The sequence below is a fragment of the Lutaonella thermophila genome (genome assembly GCF_055387725.1).
The window spans coordinates 2309496-2335241 of sequence record NZ_AP043783.1 but is presented as its reverse complement, the minus strand read 5'-3'; the positions used below and the strand labels follow the sequence as shown (position 1 = coordinate 2335241).

Sequence of the window (25746 nt, the reverse complement as noted above, 5' to 3'; positions counted from 1 at the left end):
ATATGTTAATATTTCAATTAAATAAACGTTTTCTAAGTGTCTTAGCTATCGCATTTACTGCCTTTGGATTGTATGCACAGCAAGATGCTCAATATACCCAGTATATGTATAATACCATGAGTGTAAACCCTGCCTATACAGGTACACGTGGTGTAATGAGCATAACAGGGTTACATAGGTCTCAATGGGTTGGGTTAGACGGAGCACCTAAAACGCAAACCTTAAATATGCATACACCAATTTCTAATAGCAGGGTTGGTTTAGGGTTTTCTATTATAAATGATGAAATAGGAGATGGTGTAAACCAAGAAACTAATTTCGATATTTCTTTTTCATATACTATACCAACATCAGAAAAAGGAAAACTTTCATTAGGTATTAAAGCCGGAGGTCACTTACTTAATGTAGACTTTAGTAAACTCACTATTTTCGATCCAGAGTTTAATCCGGATGGTAGCCCATTAAATATAGATAATAAGTTTTCTCCCAATGTAGGAATTGGTGCTTATTATCATACTCAAAAATTCTATTTGGGCTTATCTGCACCAAACTTGTTAGAGACGGAACATTTTGATAACTCAAGCTCATCAATAGCAAAAGAGCGTGTAAATTTATATGTAATAACAGGCTATGTGTTTGATTTGAGTGCTACCACCAAATTAAAACCAGCATTACTAACCAAAATGGTTTCCGGAGCGCCAATTCAGGTAGATCTTTCTGCTAACTTCTTATTTAATGAGAAGTTTATCCTTGGTGCAGCTTACCGTTGGGATGCGGCCGTTAGTGCAATGGTCGGGTTTCAAGTTACAGACCAGCTACTGCTAGGATTAGCGTATGATAGAGAGACAACAGATTTAGGAAAAACAGAATTTAACGATGGTTCGTTTGAAGTTTTGCTTAGATTTGAGCTGTTTAAAAAAGTTAAGAAGACTGTTTCCCCAAGATTTTTCTAAAAAAATACAATTATGATTAAAATTACTCGAATTCTCTTCATCATTGCTCTGGCTTCAATTCAAGTTGTATCAGCCCAAGAAAAACAAGCAGAGAAGGGTAACAAAAAATACGAAGAGTATTCTTTTGTTAAAGCAATAGATATTTATGAAAATGTAGCAAACAAAGGATACGTAACTGCCGAGATGCTTAAAAAACTCGGAAACGCTTACTATTTTAACGCAGACTATGAAAATGCGTCAAAATGGTATGGTAAGTTAATACAAATGAAAGATTCTGTTATAGAAGCAGACTACTACTTTAGGTACGCTCAAACGCTTAAGTCTTTAAAAATGTATGAAGAAGCAAACAAGATGATGCAGCAGTTTAATGATATAAAAGACAAAGATGTTAGAGCACAGCTTTTTAAAGCAAGAGAAGAGTATTTAGAGTTTATAAAACTACAATCGGGAAGGTATACAATTAAGCCATTCGAAAATAATTCTGCTTATTCAGATTTTGCACCTTCTTTTTACCAAGGAAGCTTGGTTTTCTCATCTGCAAGAGATACAGGTTCTTTAACAAAAAGAAGACATACCTGGAACAATATGCCTTTTCTTGATTTATATGGAGGAGCCTTAAACGAAGATGGTAGAGTTGTAGGTGTTAAAAAGTTTTCAGACAACTTAAATTCACCACTTCACGAGTCTAGTACAGCGTTTACTAAAGATGGTAAAACAGTCTATTTTACTCGTAACAACTATCAAGATGGTAAAGTTAATAGAGACGAAAAAGGTATAAATCGTCTAAAAATTTATAAAGCTACTCGAAACGGTGATGAATGGACTAACATTCAGGAGCTTCCTTTTAATAGTGATAGTTATTCGGTTGCTCACCCGGCACTAAGTCCGGACGAAACCAAATTATACTTTGCTTCCGATATGCCCGGAACCGTAGGAGAATCAGATATTTTTGTAGTTTCAATTAACGAAGACGGAACGTACGGAACACCGGAAAACTTAGGAACAGCAATAAACACTGAGGCCAGAGAAACTTTTCCGTATGTAAGTAATAATGGGTTGTTGTATTTTGCTTCAGATGGTCATCAAGGTTTAGGTGGTTTAGATATCTACGTAACTAAACTTAAATCATATAACCAAGTAGATGAGGTTATTAATGTAGGAGAACCTGTAAATTCTCCTCACGATGATTTGTCTTTTATAATTAACGAAGACACTAAAATAGGATTCTTTGCATCAAATAGACCCGGAGGAATAGGGAGTGATGATATTTACACTTTTGTAGAGAATACTGAAGTAATTTTTGAATGTAACAAATCGGTTAACGGGGTTGTTATAGATAAAGAAACTAGAGAGATTATAGCAGACGCATCAATAAGTGTAATTAATGAAAACAACAGTGTTTTAACAACTGTAAGCTCAAATAATAGTGGGCAATATAATGTTGTGATAGATTGCAAAAAAGGACACTTTATAAGAGCAGAAAAACAAGGGTACATTACCCAAGAAAAATATGTTAATGCTTCTTATGATATGGCTGCTCTTAAATTAGATTTTGAGTTAGAAAAAGAAAAGGTTTCTGCTACCCAAGGAGACGATTTGGCAAAATTATTAGACTTAAAACCTATTTACTTTAATTTTGATAGTGCTATAATTAGGAAAGATGCTGAGGTAGAGCTGCAAAAAGTAATAGCAGCCATGGAAAAATACCCATCTATAAAAATAGATATACGTTCTCATACAGATAGCAGAGGAGATGATGCTTATAATTTGGCCCTTTCAGAACGTAGAGCAAAAGCAACAATGCAGTATTTAATTAGCAAAGGTATAGATGCCTCTAGGCTAACAGCAAAAGGTTATGGAGAAAGTGAGCTTGTTAATGAATGTGCCAATGGAGTACCATGCTCTAGAGAAGCTCACGAACTTAACAGAAGATCAGAGTTTGTTATAATGCAATAATAAAGTGTTTAAAGCAAATAAATTAAAGCGGCAATGTAATAATACATTGCTGCTTTTTTGATTAAAACCTTATAATTGTAAGCTAAGCAAAAAAATGTTAAAAAACACAACGGTTAAGTGTGGTTACACTACGCTAAAACCTTTTTACACAACATTTTTTGGTAAAATTGCATTTGTAAAGCTATTTTTGTTTTGTTTATTGCATAAATAGTGTTTATTGAATATTAACATTTAAATAAAAAAATAAATTTGTTTAGTTTAAACATCTGTTAAACTGATGTTTAAGTAGTATTTTTTTTATATAAATATAATTTTGTGATAAAATTTTAGTTAATAAAGTACCAAGCCCCTTGTGTTACTAGTATTAAAAACGAATTTAATCTAAACAATGCAACGTATGAGACCTGCCCGTGATCTCCTAACACCTACAAGAAAACTACACTTTACAATAGTTAGTTTACTACTACTGTTAGTATCCTTTTCTTTAAAAGCACAAGATACTTACCGAGATAATTTTGGTACAGTTTCATATAATAATAACGACGGTACACTAAATTGGTCGGGTAGTTGGGATGAAGATAACGACAATAATAATCCTAATAGTGGAAATATTAGGATTGAAAGCGGGGTGCTTACTTTTCAGGCTATTTCAAGAAATGATGAAAGAATTTCAAGATCTGCTAATTTATCGGGTTATGGTACTGCATTTTTATCTTTTGATTATCGGGCAATTTTAAATGGAGGTAATGATGCTACAAGTGAGAATTTAGCTGTTCAGGTTTCATCAGACGGTGTTAATTTTACTACGGTAGGTACAATTTATAATTCTAATTGGACTACATTTAATGTAGATATTTCAGCGTTTATATCTAATAACACTACAATTAGGTTTATAAATTTAAGTACATGGGGTAGTGGTGACTGGGAAAATAACAATTACGTTTTTATTGATAACCTTCAAATACTGGCATTCGCAACAAGCATACAATTTAACCAACCACTGGTATTATTTGATGAGTTTGATGGGTATATAGATTATACATCAACGGGAGGCTCACTTAGAACACAACCAAATGGAGTGAATGCATGTGCCATAGCATCATCATCCAGTAATACGTTAACGTCTCCGGTTCCTGCTGGTGCAACTATTCAAAAAGCGTATTTATACTGGGCACATTCAGGGGCAACGCCAGACACTCAAGTTACTTTTGAGGGTAATAGCGTAAATGCAGATTGGGTTTACGCTACAGCGTTAGGTTCTAGAACATTTTATGGCGGAGTTAGTGATGTAACCTCCATTATAACAGGCATATCCAATCTATCTACCAATACATTTGATTTTTCTGATTTAACGGTAGATAATAGTGCAACATATTGTAATAATCAAACAGTGTTGGGTGGTTGGGCCCTTTTTATTGTTTATGAAGATTTAACATTACCTGCTTCTACCATTAATTTATACCAAGGATTTAATGCAGAAAATAACTCATCATCATCATTTACATTGAGCGGTTTTTTTGCAATTGGTTCAAATGGCTCTAAGACAACAGTTATGTCTTGGGAAGGAGACCAAACACTGAGCAATAATGAAGATTTAACTGTTACAACCGGGTTAGGAACATTTAGATTATCTGGAGATGGAGATAATAACGGAGTTACAACAGTAAACCCTTTTAACTCTACTATTTTTGATAATACTGTTATCCCTAACATAAATAACACTACATCGTACGGACTAGACTTAGACACCTACGACGTTTCTCCTTATGTGCAACCTGGTGAATCATCAGTTACAACAAATGTACAAACCGGGCAAGACCTTGTAATAATGAATGCGGTGGTCTTAAAAGTACCATCTAACATTATTTCTGGTGTAGTGTTCGAAGATGTTAATTATGGTGGTGGTTCAGGAAGAGATAGAGTAACAGCATCTGGGGTGCCAATACCGGGAGCTACCGTAGAACTTTATGATGTTTTAGGAAATTTGGTAGACACTAAAGTTACCAATAACAATGGTAGATACATTTTTGCAGGAATGCAAAACGGAATCTATAGAATTCGTGTAGTTAACAATACAGTAAGATCTACAAGAACAGGAGGAAGCTCTTGCTCTACGTGTATTCCGGTACAAACATTCAGAAGGGATTATGCTCTTAGTAGTTTTACAGATGTAACTAACGAGGTAGGTGGAGCTAATCCTGCAGGTCAAGATCCTGGGCCGGGTACTATAACTGGAGCGCAGTCCGTTTCTGTTGTAACCATAAATAGTGAAGGAGCAGTTGGTTTAGACTTTGGTTTTAACTTTAATACAATTGTTAATACAAATGCAACTGGTCAAGGATCATTAGCTCAATTTATAGAGAATGCTAACAATCTTGGAAACAGCGGAATAAATATAGAAGCCAATAGTATTTTTGATCCGGCAGCAGGGCAAGATGTTTCTATATTCATGATACCTTCTAACTCCGATCCGTTAGGAAGAACTACAGATCCTAACTTCTCTGGAGGAGTTGCTACCATTACAGCAACAACAATTTTACCGGTTATTACAGATGATAATACACATATAGATGGTAGAACCCAAACAGCTAATATTGGAGACACTAATACAGGAACAGTAGGTACAGGAGGAACTGTTGGTGTAGATGCAGAACCATTACCAACATACCAACTTCCTGAAATTGCAATAAATGCAGATAATAAAAATGGATTAAGGCTAAATGGTGCAACATCAAACGTTGTAATTAGAAACTTAGCTATTTATAATGCGGTTCATGGTATTAATGCAACAGGCAACGGAGGTTCAGGAACAAACAGAGTAGTAAGTAATATGTTGTTAGGGACCTTGCCAAATGGTAATGATCCTGGTAGCTCTTTACAAAATACTGGGTATGGAGTTCGTTTAGTAAACCCTTCAGAACTAACAGTTACATCATCATATATTGCTTATAACCAAGACGGAGGCGTATTGGGCTCAAATAACAATGCTTCATTAACTGTAACCTATAATGAAATTTTCCAAAACGGATCTGGCTCTAATAGTGCTAATGCAGTAGCAATTAATGGAGACAACAGCCTTGTTCAATATAACCTAATCTATAATCAGCAAACAAGTTCAGGTAACCCGGATTCTGATGGCGGAAGCGGTATAGAAATAGGGAATACCACAGTCGCTTCCGGAAACAATACCATAGATAACAACACTATATATAATAATATTTCTGCTGGTATTAATGTCAGAAATGGTGCAAACAATAACACTATTTCTAAAAACATAGTATACGGTAACGAAGTTGGTGTTGCTGTAAATGATGAAAGCAGAGCAACAGCTGCAAATACTATTACTCAAAACAGTATTTATAACAATAACCTTTTAGGTATAGATTTACATGGAGGAGGATCGGGTATTTTTGATGGAGTTACTTTAAATGATTTAAATGACACAGACTCAGGAAGCAACGATTTAGTTAACTTCCCGGTTTTTGATAAAGTAGTTATAGATGACAGTCAGTTATATATAAAAGGATGGGCTAGACCTGGAGCAATTATAGAGTTATTTATAACTGATATTTCAAGCGGAACAGCATCTCCTGGAGACAACCAACTCGGAATGTCTCAAGACTACGGAGAAGGACAAACATTTTTGGCTTCCTTAACTGAAGGCTCAGGTTCAGATTTGTCTTCAGCTACTTCATCATACACAGATGTAGATGGAAATACAGATAATACTAATGAGTTTGAGTTTGTTATTAGTTTACCTTCAGGAGTAAATTCGGGCACATTATTAACAGCCACTGCTACAGTAGGAGGTTCAACTTCAGAGTTTTCATCATCTAAAGTAGTTAGAAGAACAGATTTTGGTGATGCGCCTAATTCATATAACACTAATCTAGCATCAAACGGACCAAGACATGGTTTAAGTAATAGTATTTATTTAGGTGCTTCAATTCCTGATGCAGAAACAGACGGGCAGCCTTCAGCAGATGCAACTGGAGATGGAGCAGAAGACGACGGAGTTTTAATTGGTGCATCTTCATTACAAGATCAAATATTATATGCAGGTCAACCAATCACATTCACCGTAGTTGCAGGATCTTCAGATGCTACAACAGGATACTTAAATGCATGGATAGATTTAAACGGTGATGGTGATTTTGCCGATGCAGGTGAAAAAATTATAGACAACCAATCTTTATCTGTAGGTAATAACTCAATTAATTATACCATACCTGATACAGCCACAGCAGGAATCACTTTTGCAAGATTCAGGTACAGCTCTCAAACACTTTCTACAAGCGATGGTTTTGCTTATGATGGCGAAGTAGAAGATTATAGAGTCACTATTCAAAATGTTTTAGTTGAGTTTGCTTCATCTTCTTATGAGGATGATGAAAGCAATACAGATAGTCCTGTTTTAATTTTAAATCAGGCTTTAAGTAGCCCTCTTACTGTAGATTTAACAGTTCCAGGAGGTACAGCAACATCAGGCTCAGATTTTTCAAACACAGTTACAGTAACAATACCTGCGGGAGTTACTACATATACCATACCTACAAGTGTATTTAGTGTTACTGATGATAATTTAGTAGAACCATCAGAAACCATTCAGTTTACATTAGCTAATCCACAAGTGGTGATGCTAATAATAATTCAACCTCTCAAAATACAACTAGGAACCATAACAGATAACGATAGCGCTTCACTGGCGATTGACGATGTAACGGTTACCGAAGGGGGCGATTTAGTCTTTACGGTCAGCCTAACGGGCGATGTACAGGGCGGTGTATCGGTAGACTACGTAAGTTCAGATAATACGGCAGTAGCCGGATCGGACTATACCTCGGTAAGCGGCACGCTAACCTTTACGGGTACCGATGGGGAGACCCAGACCATAACGGTAAGCACCACAGACGACACCTTGGTAGAGCCTACGGAAGACTTTACCATTACCTTAAGCAATACTACACCAAGTAGTGTAACGATATCCGATGCTACGGGAATAGGAACCATAACAGATAACGATAGCGCCTCACTGGCGATTGACGATGTAACGGTTACCGAAGGGGGCGATTTAGTCTTTACGGTCAGCCTAACGGGCGATGTACAGGGCGGTGTATCGGTAGACTACGTAAGTTCAGATAATACGGCAGTAGCCGGATCGGACTATACCTCGGTAAGCGGCACGCTAACCTTTACGGGTACCGATGGGGAGACCCAGACCATAACGGTAAGCACCACAGACGACACCTTGGTAGAGCCTACGGAAGACTTTACCATTACCTTAAGCAATACTACACCAAGTAGTGTAACGATATCCGATGCTACAGGAATAGGAACCATAACAGATAACGATAGCGCCTCACTGGCGATTGACGATGTAACGGTTAGCGAAGGGGGCGATTTAGTCTTTACGGTCAGCCTAACGGGCGATGTACAGGGCGGTGTATCGGTAGACTACGTAAGTTCAGATAATACGGCAGTAGCCGGATCGGACTATACCTCGGTAAGCGGCACGCTAACCTTTACGGGTACCGATGGGGAGACCCAGACCATAACGGTAAGCACCACAGACGACACCTTGGTAGAGCCTACGGAAGACTTTACCATTACCTTAAGCAATACTACACCAAGTAGTGTAACGATATCCGATGCTACGGGAATAGGAACCATAACAGATAACGATAGCGCTTCACTGGCGATTGACGATGTAACGGTTACCGAAGGGGGCGATTTAGTCTTTACGGTCAGCCTAACGGGCGATGTACAGGGCGGTGTATCGGTAGACTACGTAAGTTCAGATAATACGGCAGTAGCCGGATCGGACTATACCTCGGTAAGCGGCACGCTAACCTTTACGGGTACCGATGGGGAGACCCAGACCATAACGGTAAGCACCACAGACGACACCTTGGTAGAGCCTACGGAAGACTTTACCATTACCTTAAGCAATACTACACCAAGTAGTGTAACGATATCCGATGCTACGGGAATAGGAACCATAACAGATAACGATAGCGCTTCACTGGCGATTGACGATGTAACGGTTAGCGAAGGGGGCGATTTAGTCTTTACGGTCAGCCTAACGGGCGATGTACAGGGCGGTGTATCGGTAGACTACGTAAGTTCAGATAATACGGCAGTAGCCGGATCGGACTATACCTCGGTAAGCGGCACGCTAACCTTTACGGGTACCGATGGGGAGACCCAGACCATAACGGTAAGCACCACAGACGACACCTTGGTAGAGCCTACGGAAGACTTTACCATTACCTTAAGCAGTACTACACCAAGTAGTGTAACGATATCCGATGCTACAGGAATAGGAACCATAACAGATAACGATAGCGCTTCACTGGCGATTGACGATGTAACGGTTACCGAAGGGGGCGATTTAGTCTTTACGGTCAGCCTAACGGGCGATGTACAGGGCGGTGTATCGGTAGACTATGCAAGTTCAGATAATACGGCAGTAGCCGGATCGGACTATACCTCGGTAAGCGGCACGCTAACCTTTACGGGTACCGATGGGGAGACCCAGACCATAACGGTAAGCACCACAGACGACACCTTGGTAGAGCCTACGGAAGACTTTACCATTACCTTAAGCAATACTACACCAAGTAGTGTAACGATATCCGATGCTACGGGAATAGGAACCATAACAGATAACGATAGCGCTTCACTGGCGATTGACGATGTAACGGTTAGCGAAGGGGGCGATTTAGTCTTTACGGTCAGCCTAACGGGCGATGTACAGGGCGGTGTATCGGTAGACTACGTAAGTTCAGATAATACGGCAGTAGCCGGATCGGACTATACCTCGGTAAGCGGCACGCTAACCTTTACGGGTACCGATGGGGAGACCCAGACCATAACGGTAAGCACCACAGACGACACCTTGGTAGAGCCTACGGAAGACTTTACCATTACCTTAAGCAGTACTACACCAAGTAGTGTAACGATATCCGATGCTACGGGAATAGGAACCATAACAGATAACGATAGCGCCTCACTGGCGATTGACGATGTAACGGTTACCGAAGGGGGCGATTTAGTCTTTACGGTCAGCCTAACGGGCGATGTACAGGGCGGTGTATCGGTAGACTACGTAAGTTCAGATAATACGGCAGTAGCCGGATCGGACTATACCTCGGTAAGCGGCACGCTAACCTTTACGGGTACCGATGGGGAGACCCAGACCATAACGGTAAGCACCACAGACGACACCTTGGTAGAGCCTACGGAAGACTTTACCATTACCTTAAGCAATACTACACCAAGTAGTGTAACGATATCCGATGCTACGGGAATAGGAACCATAACAGATAACGATAGCGCTTCACTGGCGATTGACGATGTAACGGTTAGCGAAGGGGGCGATTTAGTCTTTACGGTCAGCCTAACGGGCGATGTACAGGGCGGTGTATCGGTAGACTACGTAAGTTCAGATAATACGGCAGTAGCCGGATCGGACTATACCTCGGTAAGCGGCACGCTAACCTTTACGGGTACCGATGGGGAGACCCAGACCATAACGGTAAGCACCACAGACGACACCTTGGTAGAGCCTACGGAAGACTTTACCATTACCTTAAGCAATACTACACCAAGTAGTGTAACGATATCCGATGCTACGGGAATAGGAACCATAACAGATAACGATAGCGCTTCACTGGCGATTGACGATGTAACGGTTAGCGAAGGGGGCGATTTAGTCTTTACGGTCAGCCTAACGGGCGATGTACAGGGCGGTGTATCGGTAGACTACGTAAGTTCAGATAATACGGCAGTAGCCGGATCGGACTATACCTCGGTAAGCGGCACGCTAACCTTTACGGGTACCGATGGGGAGACCCAGACCATAACGGTAAGCACCACAGACGACACCTTGGTAGAGCCTACGGAAGACTTTACCATTACCTTAAGCAATACTACACCAAGTAGTGTAACGATATCCGATGCTACAGGAATAGGAACCATAACAGATAACGATAGCGCTTCACTGGCGATTGACGATGTAACGGTTAGCGAAGGGGGCGATTTAGTCTTTACGGTCAGCCTAACGGGCGATGTACAGGGCGGTGTATCGGTAGACTACGTAAGTTCAGATAATACGGCAGTAGCCGGATCGGACTATACCTCGGTAAGCGGCACGCTAACCTTTACGGGTACCGATGGGGAGACCCAGACCATAACGGTAAGCACCACAGACGACACCTTGGTAGAGCCTACGGAAGACTTTACCATTACCTTAAGCAATACTACACCAAGTAGTGTAACGATATCCGATGCTACGGGAATAGGAACCATAACAGATAACGATAGCGCTTCACTGGCGATTGACGATGTAACGGTTAGCGAAGGGGGCGATTTAGTCTTTACGGTCAGCCTAACGGGCGATGTACAGGGCGGTGTATCGGTAGACTATGCAAGTTCAGATAATACGGCAGTAGCCGGATCGGACTATACCTCGGTAAGCGGCACGCTAACCTTTACGGGTACCGATGGGGAGACCCAGACCATAACGGTAAGCACCACAGACGACACCTTGGTAGAGCCTACGGAAGACTTTACCATTACCTTAAGCAATACTACACCAAGTAGTGTAACGATATCGGATGCTACGGGAATAGGAACCATAACAGATAACGATAGCGCTTCACTGGCGATTGACGATGTAACGGTTAGCGAAGGGGGCGATTTAGTCTTTACGGTCAGCCTAACGGGCGATGTACAGGGCGGTGTATCGGTAGACTACGTAAGTTCAGATAATACGGCAGTAGCCGGATCGGACTATACCTCGGTAAGCGGCACGCTAACCTTTACGGGTACCGATGGGGAGACCCAGACCATAACGGTAAGCACCACAGACGACACCTTGGTAGAGCCTACGGAAGACTTTACCATTACCTTAAGCAATACTACACCAAGTAGTGTAACGATATCGGATGCTACGGGAATAGGAACCATAACAGATAACGATAGCGCTTCACTGGCGATTGACGATGTAACGGTTAGCGAAGGGGGCGATTTAGTCTTTACGGTCAGCCTAACGGGCGATGTACAGGGCGGTGTATCGGTAGACTATGCAAGTTCAGATAATACGGCAGTAGCCGGATCGGACTATACCTCGGTAAGCGGCACGCTAACCTTTACGGGTACCGATGGGGAGACCCAGACCATAACGGTAAGCACCACAGACGACACCTTGGTAGAGCCTACGGAAGACTTTACCATTACCTTAAGCAATACTACACCAAGTAGTGTAACGATATCCGATGCTACGGGAATAGGAACCATAACAGATAACGATAGCGCTTCACTGGCGATTGACGATGTAACGGTTAGCGAAGGGGGCGATTTAGTCTTTACGGTCAGCCTAACGGGCGATGTACAGGGCGGTGTATCGGTAGACTACGTAAGTTCAGATAATACGGCAGTAGCCGGATCGGACTATACCTCGGTAAGCGGCACGCTAACCTTTACGGGTACCGATGGGGAGACCCAGACCATAACGGTAAGCACCACAGACGACACCTTGGTAGAGCCTACGGAAGACTTTACCATTACCTTAAGCAGTACTACACCAAGTAGTGTAACGATATCCGATGCTACGGGAATAGGAACCATAACAGATAACGATAGCGCTTCACTGGCGATTGACGATGTAACGGTTACCGAAGGGGGCGATTTAGTCTTTACGGTCAGCCTAACGGGCGATGTACAGGGCGGTGTATCGGTAGACTACGTAAGTTCAGATAATACGGCAGTAGCCGGATCGGACTATACCTCGGTAAGCGGCACGCTAACCTTTACGGGTACCGATGGGGAGACCCAGACCATAACGGTAAGCACCACAGACGACACCTTGGTAGAGCCTACGGAAGACTTTACCATTACCTTAAGCAATACTACACCAAGTAGTGTAACGATATCGGATGCTACGGGAATAGGAACCATAACAGATAACGATAGCGCTTCACTGGCGATTGACGATGTAACGGTTAGCGAAGGGGGCGATTTAGTCTTTACGGTCAGCCTAACGGGCGATGTACAGGGCGGTGTATCGGTAGACTACGCAAGTTCAGATAATACGGCAGTAGCCGGATCGGACTATACCTCGGTAAGCGGCACGCTAACCTTTACGGGTACCGATGGGGAGACCCAGACCATAACGGTAAGCACCACAGACGACACCTTGGTAGAGCCTACGGAAGACTTTACCATTACCTTAAGCAATACTACACCAAGTAGTGTAACGATATCCGATGCTACGGGAATAGGAACCATAACAGATAACGATAGCGCTTCACTGGCGATTGACGATGTAACGGTTAGCGAAGGGGGCGATTTAGTCTTTACGGTCAGCCTAACGGGCGATGTACAGGGCGGTGTATCGGTAGACTACGCAAGTTCAGATAATACGGCAGTAGCCGGATCGGACTATACCTCGGTAAGCGGCACGCTAACCTTTACGGGTACCGATGGGGAGACCCAGACCATAACGGTAAGCACCACAGACGACACCTTGGTAGAGCCTACGGAAGACTTTACCATTACCTTAAGCAATACTACACCAAGTAGTGTAACGATATCCGATGCTACAGGAATAGGAACCATAACAGATAACGATAGCGCCTCACTGGCGATTGACGATGTAACGGTTACCGAAGGGGGCGATTTAGTCTTTACGGTCAGCCTAACGGGCGATGTACAGGGCGGTGTATCGGTAGACTACGTAAGTTCAGATAATACGGCAGTAGCCGGATCGGACTATACCTCGGTAAGCGGCACGCTAACCTTTACGGGTACCGATGGGGAGACCCAGACCATAACGGTAAGCACCACAGACGACACCTTGGTAGAGCCTACGGAAGACTTTACCATTACCTTAAGCAATACTACACCAAGTAGTGTAACGATATCCGATGCTACGGGAATAGGAACCATAACAGATAACGATAGCGCCTCACTGGCGATTGACGATGTAACGGTTACCGAAGGGGGCGATTTAGTCTTTACGGTCAGCCTAACGGGCGATGTACAGGGCGGTGTATCGGTAGACTACGTAAGTTCAGATAATACGGCAGTAGCCGGATCGGACTATACCTCGGTAAGCGGCACGCTAACCTTTACGGGTACTGATGGGGAGACCCAGACCATAACGGTAAGCACCACAGACGACACCTTGGTAGAGCCTACGGAAGACTTTACCATTACCTTAAGCAATACTACACCAAGTAGTGTAACGATATCCGATGCTACGGGAATAGGAACCATAACAGATAACGATAGCGCTTCACTGGCGATTGACGATGTAACGGTTAGCGAAGGGGGCGATTTAGTCTTTACGGTCAGCCTAACGGGCGATGTACAGGGCGGTGTATCGGTAGACTACGTAAGTTCAGATAATACGGCAGTAGCCGGATCGGACTATACCTCGGTAAGCGGCACGCTAACCTTTACGGGTACCGATGGGGAGACCCAGACCATAACGGTAAGCACCACAGACGACACCTTGGTAGAGCCTACGGAAGACTTTACCATTACCTTAAGCAGTACTACACCAAGTAGTGTAACGATATCCGATGCTACGGGAATAGGAACCATAACAGATAACGATAGCGCTTCACTGGCGATTGACGATGTAACGGTTAGCGAAGGGGGCGATTTAGTCTTTACGGTCAGCCTAACGGGCGATGTACAGGGCGGGGTATCGGTAGACTACGTAAGTTCAGATAATACGGCAGTAGCCGGATCGGACTATACCTCGGTAAGCGGCACGCTAACCTTTACGGGTACCGATGGGGAGACCCAGACCATAACGGTAAGCACCACAGACGACACCTTGGTAGAGCCTACGGAAGACTTTACCATTACCTTAAGCAATACTACACCAAGTAGTGTAACGATATCCGATGCTACAGGAATAGGAACCATAACAGATAACGATAGCGCTTCACTGGCGATTGACGATGTAACGGTTAGCGAAGGGGGCGATTTAGTCTTTACGGTCAGCCTAACGGGCGATGTACAGGGCGGTGTATCGGTAGACTACGTAAGTTCAGATAATACGGCAGTAGCCGGATCGGACTATACCTCGGTAAGCGGCACGCTAACCTTTACGGGTACCGATGGGGAGACCCAGACCATAACGGTAAGCACCACAGACGACACCTTGGTAGAGCCTACGGAAGACTTTACCATTACCTTAAGCAATACTACACCAAGTAGTGTAACGATATCCGATGCTACAGGAATAGGAACCATAACAGATAACGATAGCGCTTCACTGGCGATTGACGATGTAACGGTTAGCGAAGGGGGCGATTTAGTCTTTACGGTCAGCCTAACGGGCGATGTACAGGGCGGTGTATCGGTAGACTACGTAAGTTCAGATAATACGGCAGTAGCCGGATCGGACTATACCTCGGTAAGCGGCACGCTAACCTTTACGGGTACCGATGGGGAGACCCAGACCATAACGGTAAGCACCACAGACGACACCTTGGTAGAGCCTACGGAAGACTTTACCATTACCTTAAGCAATACTACACCAAGTAGTGTAACGATATCCGATGCTACGGGAATAGGAACCATAACAGATAACGATAGCGCTTCACTGGCGATTGACGATGTAACGGTTAGCGAAGGGGGCGATTTAGTCTTTACGGTCAGCCTAACGGGCGATGTACAGGGCGGTGTATCGGTAGACTATGCAAGTTCAGATAATACGGCAGTAGCCGGATCGGACTATACCTCGGTAAGCGGCACGCTAACCTTTACGGGTACCGATGGGGAGACCCAGACCATAACGGTAAGCACCACAGACGACACCTTGGTAGAGCCTACGGAAGACTTTACCATTACCTTAAGCAATACTACACCAAGTAGTGTAACGATATCGGATGCTACGGGAATAGGAACCATAACAGATAACGATAGCGCTTCACTGGCGATTGACGATGTAACGGTTAGCGAAGGGGGCGATTTAGTCTTTACGGTCAGCCTAACGGGCGATGTACAGGGCGGTGTATCGGTAGACTACGTAAGTTCAGATAATACGGCAGTAGCCGGATCGGACTATACCTCGGTAAGCGGCACGCTAACCTTTACGGGTACCGATGGGGAGACCCAGACCATAACGGTAAGCACCACAGACGACACCTTGGTAGAGCCTACGGAAGACTTTACCATTACCTTAAGCAATACTACACCAAGTAGTGTAACGATATCCGATGCTACGGGAATAGGAACCATAACAGATAACGATAGCGCTTCACTGGCGATTGACGATGTAACGGTTAGCGAAGGGGGCGATTTAGTCTTTACGGTCAGCCTAACGGGCGATGTACAGGGCGGTGTATCGGTAGACTATGCAAGTTCAGATAATACGGCAGTAGCCGGATCGGACTATACCTCGGTAAGCGGCACGCTAACCTTTACGGGTACCGATGGGGAGACCCAGACCATAACGGTAAGCACCACAGACGACACCTTGGTAGAGCCTACGGAAGACTTTACCATTACCTTAAGCAATACTACACCAAGTAGTGTAACGATATCCGATGCTACGGGAATAGGAACCATAACAGATAACGATAGCGCTTCACTGGCGATTGACGATGTAACGGTTAGCGAAGGGGGCGATTTAGTCTTTACGGTCAGCCTAACGGGCGATGTACAGGGCGGTGTATCGGTAGACTACGTAAGTTCAGATAATACGGCAGTAGCCGGATCGGACTATACCTCGGTAAGCGGCACGCTAACCTTTACGGGTACCGATGGGGAGACCCAGACCATAACGGTAAGCACCACAGACGACACCTTGGTAGAGCCTACGGAAGACTTTACCATTACCTTAAGCAATACTACACCAAGTAGTGTAACGATATCCGATGCTACAGGAATAGGAACCATAACAGATAACGATAGCGCCTCACTGGCGATTGACGATGTAACGGTTACCGAAGGGGGCGATTTAGTCTTTACGGTCAGCCTAACGGGCGATGTACAGGGCGGTGTATCGGTAGACTATGCAAGTTCAGATAATACGGCAGTAGCCGGATCGGACTATACCTCGGTAAGCGGCACGCTAACCTTTACGGGTACCGATGGGGAGACCCAGACCATAACGGTAAGCACCACAGACGACACCTTGGTAGAGCCTACGGAAGACTTTACCATTACCTTAAGCAATACTACACCAAGTAGTGTAACGATATCCGATGCTACGGGAATAGGAACCATAACAGATAACGATAGCGCTTCACTGGCGATTGACGATGTAACGGTTACCGAAGGGGGCGATTTAGTCTTTACGGTCAGCCTAACGGGCGATGTACAGGGCGGTGTATCGGTAGACTACGTAAGTTCAGATAATACGGCAGTAGCCGGATCGGACTATACCTCGGTAAGCGGCACGCTAACCTTTACGGGTACCGATGGGGAGACCCAGACCATAACGGTAAGCACCACAGACGACACCTTGGTAGAGCCTACGGAAGACTTTACCATTACCTTAAGCAATACTACACCAAGTAGTGTAACGATATCCGATGCTACGGGAATAGGAACCATAACAGATAACGATAGCGCTTCACTGGCGATTGACGATGTAACGGTTAGCGAAGGGGGCGATTTAGTCTTTACGGTCAGCCTAACGGGCGATGTACAGGGCGGTGTATCGGTAGACTACGTAAGTTCAGATAATACGGCAGTAGCCGGATCGGACTATACCTCGGTAAGCGGCACGCTAACCTTTACGGGTACCGATGGGGAGACCCAGACCATAACGGTAAGCACCACAGACGACACCTTGGTAGAGCCTACGGAAGACTTTACCATTACCTTAAGCAGTACTACACCAAGTAGTGTAACGATATCCGATGCTACAGGAATAGGAACCATAACAGATAACGATAGCGCTTCACTGGCGATTGACGATGTAACGGTTACCGAAGGGGGCGATTTAGTCTTTACGGTCAGCCTAACGGGCGATGTACAGGGCGGTGTATCGGTAGACTATGCAAGTTCAGATAATACGGCAGTAGCCGGATCGGACTATACCTCGGTAAGCGGCACGCTAACCTTTACGGGTACCGATGGGGAGACCCAGACCATAACGGTAAGCACCACAGACGACACCTTGGTAGAGCCTACGGAAGACTTTACCATTACCTTAAGCAATACTACACCAAGTAGTGTAACGATATCCGATGCTACGGGAATAGGAACCATAACAGATAACGATAGCGCTTCACTGGCGATTGACGATGTAACGGTTAGCGAAGGGGGCGATTTAGTCTTTACGGTCAGCCTAACGGGCGATGTACAGGGCGGTGTATCGGTAGACTACGTAAGTTCAGATAATACGGCAGTAGCCGGATCGGACTATACCTCGGTAAGCGGCACGCTAACCTTTACGGGTACCGATGGGGAGACCCAGACCATAACGGTAAGCACCACAGACGACACCTTGGTAGAGCCTACGGAAGACTTTACCATTACCTTAAGCAATACTACACCAAGTAGTGTAACGATATCCGATGCTACAGGAATAGGAACCATAACAGATAACGATAGCGCCTCACTGGCGATTGACGATGTAACGGTTACCGAAGGGGGCGATTTAGTCTTTACGGTCAGCCTAACGGGCGATGTACAGGGCGGTGTATCGGTAGACTACGTAAGTTCAGATAATACGGCAGTAGCCGGATCGGACTATACCTCGGTAAGCGGCACGCTAACCTTTACGGGTACCGATGGGGAGACCCAGACCATAACGGTAAGCACCACAGACGACACCTTGGTAGAGCCTACGGAAGACTTTACCATTACCTTAAGCAATACTACACCAAGTAGTGTAACGATATCCGATGCTACGGGAATAGGAACCATAACAGATAACGATAGCGCTTCACTGGCGATTGACGATGTAACGGTTAGCGAAGGGGGCGATTTAGTCTTTACGGTCAGCCTAACGGGCGATGTACAGGGCGGTGTATCGGTAGACTACGTAAGTTCAGATAATACGGCAGTAGCCGGATCGGACTATACCTCGGTAAGCGGCACGCTAACCTTTACGGGTACCGATGGGGAGACCCAGACCATAACGGTAAGCACCACAGACGACACCTTGGTAGAGCCTACGGAAGACTTTACCATTACCTTAAGCAATACTACACCAAGTAGTGTAACGATATCCGATGCTACGGGAATAGGAACCATAACAGATAACGATAGCGCTTCACTGGCGATTGACGATGTAACGGTTACCGAAGGGGGCGATTTAGTCTTTACGGTCAGCCTAACGGGCGATGTACAGGGCGGTGTATCGGTAGACTATGCAAGTTCAGATAATACGGCAGTAGCCGGATCGGACTATACCTCGGTAAGCGGCACGCTAACCTTTACGGGTACCGATGGGGAGACCCAGACCATAACGGTAAGCACCACAGACGACACCTTGGTAGAGCCTACGGAAGACTTTACCATTACCTTAAGCAATACTACACCAAGTAGTGTAACGATATCGGATGCTACGGGAATAGGAACCATAACAGATAACGATAGCGCTTCACTGGCGATTGACGATGTAACGGTTACCGAAGGGGGCGATTTAGTCTTTACGGTCAGCCTAACGGGCGATGTACAGGGCGGTGTATCGGTAGACTACGTAAGTTCAGATAATACGGCAGTAGCCGGATCGGACTATACCTCGGTAAGCGGCACGCTAACCTTTACGGGTACCGATGGGGAGACCCAGACCATAACGGTAAGCACCACAGACGACACCTTGGTAGAGCCTACGGAAGACTTTACCATTACCTTAAGCAATACTACACCAAGTAGTGTAACGATATCCGATGCTACAGGAATAGGAACCATAACAGATAACGATAGCGCCTCACTGGCGATTGACGATGTAACGGTTACCGAAGGGGGCGATTTAGTCTTTACGGTCAGCCTAACGGGCGATGTACAGGGCGGTGTATCGGTAGACTATGCAAGTTCAGATAATACGGCAGTAGCCGGATCGGACTATACCTCGGTAAGCGGCACGCTAACCTTTACGGGTACCGATGGGGAGACCCAGACCATAACGGTAAGCACCACAGACGACACCTTGGTAGAGCCTACGGAAGACTTTACCATTACCTTAAGCAATACTACACCAAGTAGTGTAACGATATCCGATGCTACGGGAATAGGAACCATAACAGATAACGATAGCGCCTCACTGGCGATTGACGATGTAACGGTTACCGAAGGGGGCGATTTAGTCTTTACGGTCAGCCTAACGGGCGATGTACAGGGCGGTGTATCGGTAGACTACGTAAGTTCAGATAATACGGCAGTAGCCGGATCGGACTATACCTCGGTAAGCGGCACGCTAACCTTTACGGGTACCGATGGGGAGACCCAGACCATAACGGTAAGCACCACAGACGACACCTTGGTAGAGCCTACGGAAGACTTTACCATTACCTTAAGCAGTACTACACCAAGTAGTGTAACGATATCCGATGCTACGGGAATAGGAACCATAACAGATAACGATGCAGATGTTCAAGATGATACAGCATCAACAGATGAGGATACATCAGTAACTATAGATGTGTTGGCTAATGATACTTATGGAAGCGATGATACTGTTTCTGTAGTTGCTGCTTCAGATCCGGCTAATGGAACTGTTACAATAGAAGCAGATGGAACAATAACGTATGTTCCGGATCCTGACTTTAATGGTGTGGATACATTTACCTACACTATAGAAGTAACTCATAGTGACGGTAGTGTAACAACAGAGACATCAACAGTAACGGTAACGGTTAATCCGGTACAAGATGCACAAGATGATACAGCCGTAACAGATCAGGGTACGCCGGTTACTATTGATGTGTTAGCAAATGATACCTTTAATGCTTCGAGCACAGTAGCTGTTATTAGTACAAGTAATCCATCAAACGGAAATGTAACAATAGAGACAGATGGAACAGTAACTTATACCCCAAATGCAGGCTTTACAGGGACAGATAGCTTTACATATACAGTTCAGGTAACTCATGCAGATGGTAGCACTACAACAGAAACTGCAACATTTACAGTTACGGTTAACGCTGGATTAAATGCAGAAGACGATGTAGCTACCACAGATGAAAATGTAGCAGTAACAATAGATGTGTTAGCAAATGATGTAAATGTACCAACTAATGGAACACTAACAGTAACTGCTCCTGCAAACGGAACGGTAGTTATTAACGACAATGGTACGCCTAGCGATCCTAGTGATGATACCGTTACTTACACACCAAATGCTGATTATTCGGGTACAGATACCTTTACATATACAATATGTGATACATCATCTAATTGTGATACTGCAACAGTTGTAATTACAGTAAATCCTGTTAATAACATGGATACAGACGGTGATGGTGTGCCTGATGCGGTTGATATAGACGATGATAACGATGGTATTTTAGACGTTGATGAAGATTTAAATATGGATGGAGATGATGATCCGTCTACAACACCTACAGACACAGACGGAGATGGTGTACCAGATTATTTAGATATAGACTCTGATAACGATGGTATTCCTGATAATGTAGAGGCACAGCCTACAGAAGGATATATTCCTCCAACACCGGGAGATTCTGATGGAGATGGATTGTTAGATGTGTATGAATTTGGTGGAAATGAAGGATTGCTTCCTGAAGATACTGATGATGATTTTATACCAGATTATTTGGATGAAGATAGTGATAATGATGGTAGCCCGGATAATATTGAGGGACATGATTTTGATAACGACGGCGAGCCAGAAAATACGTTTAGAGGCTCTGATAAAGATGGAGACGGTTTAGATGATGGATACGAAGGGGAAAGTGCTTTAGATACTGATCCTAATGATGAAATAGAAGATCCGGCATCTATGCTACCAAATACTAACAATACAGGAGATGTTGATTACAGAGATGATTTAGATGTATTGGGTGTAACAGAAGGGTTAATTGTGTATAACATTGTTACGCCAAACGGAGACGGTAAGCACGATTTCTTAGAAATAGAAGGTATAGAAGATTTCCCTGAAAATACAGTGAAGATATTTAACAGGTGGGGTGTAATGGTTTATGAAACAGAGTCTTATAACAACATTAACAACAACTTTAGAGGAATGTCTAAAGGTAGAGTTACAGTTAAACAAGACGAAATGTTACCAACGGGTACGTACTATTATGTGATAGAATACGTTAATAGTGAAGGAAAGAAAGTTTCTTTAGCCAACTATTTATACTTAAACAGATAGAAGGCTTAATAAATTAGTAGTTAATGAAGAAAAAAATCTTATCAATAGTATTTGTTTTTGTAACGGTGTTCTGTTTTGCCCAGCAAGATGCACAGTATACACAGTACATGTATAATACAATAAGTATTAACCCGGCTTATGCCGGCTCAAGAGGTGTTGCAAGTATTACAGGATTGCACAGATCACAATGGGTTGGCTTAGAAGGAGCTCCGGTTACTCAAACATTAAATATTCATTCACCTATTGGATTGTACAAAAATATGGGTTTAGGACTATCAATTGTTAACGATCAGATTGGTCCTACTCAAGAAACCTATTTTGATATTGATTTTTCATATACAATTAACACATCAGAAACAGCTAAACTTTCTTTTGGGTTAAAAGCAGGAGGGCATTTACTTAATGTTGATTTTAATGAACTCAACCAAAAATACTCAGACGACCCATTAACGCAAGCTAACATTGATAATAGGTTTTCACCAAATATTGGTGCTGGTATTTATTTTCATACCGATAAATTTTATGTTGGATTATCAGCACCAAATTTATTAGAAACAAAACACTTTGATGAATCAAGTTTATCTGAAGTACAAGAAGACATACATTATTACTTTATCACAGGATATGTCTTTGATTTAAACCCATCAATTAAATTTAAACCGGCATTACTTACAAAAGCTGTATTTGGAGCGCCTTTACAGGTAGATTTATCTGCAAACTTTTTAATACAAGAAAAATTTATTTTAGGTGCGGCTTACCGTTGGGATGCAGCAGTTAGTGGATTAGCCGGGTTCCAGATTTCAAGGGCATTAATGGTTGGCTTGGCCTACGACAGAGAGATTACAGAGCTTGGAAATGCTGTGTTTAATAATGGCTCTTTTGAGGTTTTACTTAGGTTTGAGCTCTTTAGTAGTGCCGACAGAATTATTACTCCAAGATTCTTCTAAAAATTGTTAAAAACTATTTGAAAACTGCTTTTAAGTGTCATAAAAACTGAAGTATAAATAAGTATTTTAGTTATTAAAATAGACACTAAATGAGGCTAAGAATTTTTATAATTCTGTTATGTAGCTTTTTTGTTTGTAGCAGTGCTTTCTCACAAAAACGCCAGTTAAGAAAAGGTGATGAAAACTTCAATAATTTAGCTTATGCCGTAGCGGCTAAGTTTTACTTAAAAGCACTTAAGAAAGGGTATAATAATCCCGAGATATATAAAAAACTGGGCGACTCATATTATTACAATTCAGACTATAGGGAGGCTTACGAATGGTACGATAAACTCTTCAAAACAAATTCTGAAATAGAACCTGAGTATTATTTTAAATATGCACAAACATTAAGGTCTCAAAAACTTTACGAACAAGCTTCGAATATTTTAGAGACCTTTCAAAATTTAAAACCCAATGATTCTAGATCACAATTATTAAAAACCTCTCCAAATTATCTGGATTCTGTTAAAACCCAAACCAGTTTATATAATATTAAAAACTTAGATATAAATTCTGAAGAGTCAGACTTCGCACCATCAATACTAAATAAATCGCTTGTATATACATCTGCAAGAGACACAGGTGTTTTTGAAAAGTTTACTCATAGATGGACTAACAAGTCTTTTTTAGATTTATACAAAGCACCATTAGATGATTTAACCAAAAATAACGTAAAGCGCTTTTCTAGTACAATAAATACAAGATACCACGAATCTACATCTGTTTTTACAAAAGATGGAACAACCATTTATTTTACTAGAAATAATGTGGTAAACGGAAAGCGCAAAAAAGACAAAAGAGGCACCACAAGATTAAAAATTTACAGGGCAAAATATAGTAATGGTACTTGGACAGATATTGAAGAACTTCCGTTTAATGACGATAGTTACTCTGTTGCTCATCCAGCATTAAGTCCTGATGAGACCAAATTATATTTTTCATCAGATATGCCCGGAGGCTATGGAATGTCTGACATTTATGTAGTAGATATTTTGCCGGATGGAACTTTTGGTAAACCCAGAAATTTAGGACCTGAGATTAATACAGAATCCCGAGAAACATTTCCGTATGTAAGTGATCATAACAATCTATATTTTGCTTCAGACGGGCATTTAGGGTTTGGCGGATTAGATATTTTTGTTTCAGAAATAAGGCAAGATGGTTCGTTCGGTCCGGTAGTTAATCTAGGAAAACCGGTGAACAGTTCTTATGATGATTTTACTTTTGTTATAAACGATGAAACCAAAACCGGATATTTTGCTTCTAATAGAGGAGGAGGAAAAGGTGGCGATGATATTTATGTGTTTCAAATAGATAACAGTTTCATTTTATGTAAAAAACATATCACCGGAATTGTTAAAAACATTGAAACCAATGAAGTAATTAAAGATGCAGTAGTAGCATTAATTCACGAAAACAAAGAGATTGAAGAAATAAAAACAGATGCAGAAGGTAAATACTATTTTGAAGTTAGTTGTGAAGAAGATGAGAAGCGATTGTTAGGAACAAAAATAGGATACCTTCCTACAGAGAAAAACGTATTAATATCAGGCAAGAAAAAGTCAGACACAATACGAGTAAACTTAGAATTAATAAAGCAACTTAAATCGCCGGTGGGCGGATACGATCTTGCAAAACTTATAAAACTAAATCCTATTTATTTTGATTTTGATAAATATAACATTCGTTTAAGTGCAAGAAAAGAGCTTAATAAAATTGCCGAAGTTTTAATAAATAATCCGGATTTATTGGTAGATATTAAATCACATACAGATAGCCGTGGCTCTGATGATTATAATATGATTTTATCAGAAAAAAGGGCTCAAAGCACATTAGAATACATAAAAGCAAGAGGAGTTGCAGCCATCAGGCTTACTGCTAAAGGCTATGGAGAAACTCAATTGGTTAACGAATGCTCTAATGGGGTTAAATGCTCTAAGCATGACCATCAATTAAACAGACGATCTGAATTTATTATAGCTAACGAGCAAATATTCACCGTTCAGATTGCAGCAGTAAAAAAAGAACCTAATTTAAACGCATATAATAATATTCCGAACTTGTTTAGTTACAAATATGATGATGGTTTTACACGTATTTACTCAGGAATGTTTGACTCTGAAGACAAGGCACAGCAACATTTAAAAGATTTAAAAGACAAAGGAGTAGAAGGCTTTATTAGAAAACTTTACATAGAAGAAAATCCAGATCCAGAATCTAATTTAATTAACGATCCTAATTTTAAATCGGTAGATGTAGCAACCTATACATTGCAATTAGCAGCTTTAGCATCTGCAAATACTTCAAAAAAATACAGAACTTTTGCCGAGGTGTTTAGTAAAACCTATAAAGATGGTTTTACAAGAGTTTACTCCGGCGAATTTAAAACAAAGGCAGAGGCAATTAATAAAATGCATCAACTTACCAATAGAGGTATTCCTTGCTTTGTTAGAAAAATAAAAGGAAACTCAATTATAGAATAATGGCTTTAACCATTTATTAGCACTTTAGCTATATTATTGCTTATTTTATT

General features: G+C 42.4%; 5 protein-coding genes. All 5 read left to right on the top strand.

Features of this window, described 5'->3' with window-relative positions:
- The first annotated feature begins 2 nt into the window (after positions 1-2).
- The 5 genes from ACZ5CF_RS11000 to ACZ5CF_RS10980 all read left to right on the top strand — a co-directional run bounded on the left by ACZ5CF_RS11000 (position 3) and on the right by ACZ5CF_RS10980 (position 25696).
- Positions 3-953: a PorP/SprF family type IX secretion system membrane protein gene (locus ACZ5CF_RS11000; RefSeq protein WP_464579464.1), complete on the top strand. Its 951-nt coding sequence runs from the start codon at positions 3-5 to the stop codon at positions 951-953.
- A 12-nt stretch (positions 954-965) separates the two neighbouring features.
- Positions 966-2909, top strand: coding sequence for an OmpA family protein (locus ACZ5CF_RS10995; RefSeq protein WP_464579463.1), 1944 nt, complete (start codon positions 966-968; stop codon positions 2907-2909).
- Positions 2910-3306: 397 nt separating this feature from the next.
- On the top strand, positions 3307-22224 hold the full coding sequence (locus tag ACZ5CF_RS10990) for a Calx-beta domain-containing protein (protein ID WP_464579461.1): 18918 nt from the start codon (positions 3307-3309) through the stop codon (positions 22222-22224).
- Between the two features lie 23 nt (positions 22225-22247).
- Complete coding sequence (locus ACZ5CF_RS10985) at positions 22248-23171, top strand: PorP/SprF family type IX secretion system membrane protein (protein ID WP_464579460.1); 924 nt, start codon at positions 22248-22250, stop codon at positions 23169-23171.
- 89 nt (positions 23172-23260) lie between these two features.
- Positions 23261-25696 (top strand): OmpA family protein, encoded by a 2436-nt coding sequence (locus ACZ5CF_RS10980; protein WP_464579459.1) that lies wholly within the window; start codon positions 23261-23263, stop codon positions 25694-25696.
- Positions 25697-25746 lie beyond the last annotated feature (50 nt).

What these genes read in the sequence shown, in the direction of transcription:
- ACZ5CF_RS11000 (WP_464579464.1), top strand. Translation starts at nt 3, where the DNA reads ATGTTAATATTTCAATTAAATAAACGTTTTCTAAGTGTCTTAGCTATC.
- ACZ5CF_RS10995 (WP_464579463.1), top strand. Translation starts at nt 966, where the DNA reads ATGATTAAAATTACTCGAATTCTCTTCATCATTGCTCTGGCTTCAATT.
- ACZ5CF_RS10990 (WP_464579461.1), top strand. Translation starts at nt 3,307, where the DNA reads ATGAGACCTGCCCGTGATCTCCTAACACCTACAAGAAAACTACACTTT.
- ACZ5CF_RS10985 (WP_464579460.1), top strand. Translation starts at nt 22,248, where the DNA reads ATGAAGAAAAAAATCTTATCAATAGTATTTGTTTTTGTAACGGTGTTC.
- ACZ5CF_RS10980 (WP_464579459.1), top strand. Translation starts at nt 23,261, where the DNA reads ATGAGGCTAAGAATTTTTATAATTCTGTTATGTAGCTTTTTTGTTTGT.